The organism is Candidatus Infernicultor aquiphilus, from assembly GCF_002784285.1.
GTDB classification, from domain to species: Bacteria; Atribacterota; Phoenicimicrobiia; order Phoenicimicrobiales; family Phoenicimicrobiaceae; genus Infernicultor; species Infernicultor aquiphilus.
This window is the reverse complement of record NZ_PFKO01000281.1, coordinates 1-1,216: the sequence shown is the minus strand read 5'-3', so window position 1 is coordinate 1,216 and position 1,216 is coordinate 1. Positions and strand designations below refer to the sequence as shown.

General features: G+C 32.7%; 1 protein-coding gene and 1 pseudogene. One reads left to right on the top strand and one right to left on the bottom strand.

Features of this window, described 5'->3' with window-relative positions; translation table 11 throughout:
- A pseudogene (locus COZ07_RS07615) lies at positions 1–480 on the bottom strand (transposase); the annotation flags it as partial.
- A 273-nt stretch (positions 481–753) separates the two neighbouring features.
- Here COZ07_RS07615 and COZ07_RS07610 point away from each other — a divergent pair.
- On the top strand, positions 754–1,216 hold a 463-nt coding region (locus tag COZ07_RS07610; RefSeq protein ID WP_406607971.1), incomplete at its 3' end, for a hypothetical protein.

Here is a 1,216-nt window from a genome sequence, read left to right as displayed (position 1 = left end):
TTCAGCTGGATTAAGCGTTTGATAAATTGCCATCAATTCTTCTTTTTCTTTCTTGGATATTTGATCGGACTCTATTAGCCGGCGATAAGGAGTCTTCGCTTGACCGTATTTTCTTTTAATCTTTCCGCCGATTCGCTCCTTGTTTTCCAATTTAATTACTGGCTGAAAAAAATTCTTGTATAATCTCAGTTCATTCCGGTAAAGATTATTCAAGCAATCTTTTTCTTCTTTCGTATCATAACGGAGATAGCCAATTACCTGCCGAATATGCGTGGAATTTTTCTGTTCGATAAAACAATTATCGTTTTTATGATATGGACGGGAACGAGAATATTTCAAACCCTCTTTTTCCGCGTAAGCATAGACGGCGAAGTTTAAAAGGTTAGTTCCATTATCTAGATGAAATTCTTTCCATGCAAATGGCATTCTTTTTCGGCAATCATCCAATCCCGAAAGCGCGCCTGCTTGACCTTTTCCCATTATTGCCTCGCCTTCCTACCAAGAACTGAAAATATCGCAGATAGACAGATTATTGACATATTCTCCCGAAGCGGAGGCGCCACAACTTTCCACAAAGTCCACTTGCATATTGCCAACGATCTTTCTGTCAAAATCAGTGCTGGTTTTAACTGGAATATTTTTAGATGATAAATTCGAGAGACTTTCGGTGTCATTTTAGATGATGTGATGCGAGGACTAGAAAGTTCTAATTTTTTGTGGTAGAATAAAAACATAAAAAATGGGCAAACAAAAATGGAGCAAAACCAAGACACTAATAAAAATATTCGCAATAATGTTGATAGTAATTCTATTTTAACTAAAAATAAAAAATTCAAAAAAAATCAAATAGCGATTATTTCTTTATTTTTAGCTTTAATTTTAATCACTGTCGTTGAAGTTTTTGTTTATTCTTTTCATTCTCAATCTCGTAAAGTTAAAAACATTAATTTTGAAACAAACAATGCAATCCCTAACGAAAATAAACAGGCACAAAATCTGGAAGCTCTAAAACCATTAGGGGAAACTTATCCTTTATATATAAAAAATGTAATAAGTCGTTCTTTTTCTAATGAAACAAATTTGAGAGATGTGATTAGGAATGATTTATTAAATTATACTTATTCGCCAAATTGGAATGAAGAGAATGTATTATCGCCAAGTCAAAAAGAAAATCTCAATTCTTTTAAGCAAGACTATAAAAAAATTTCTGAAAATA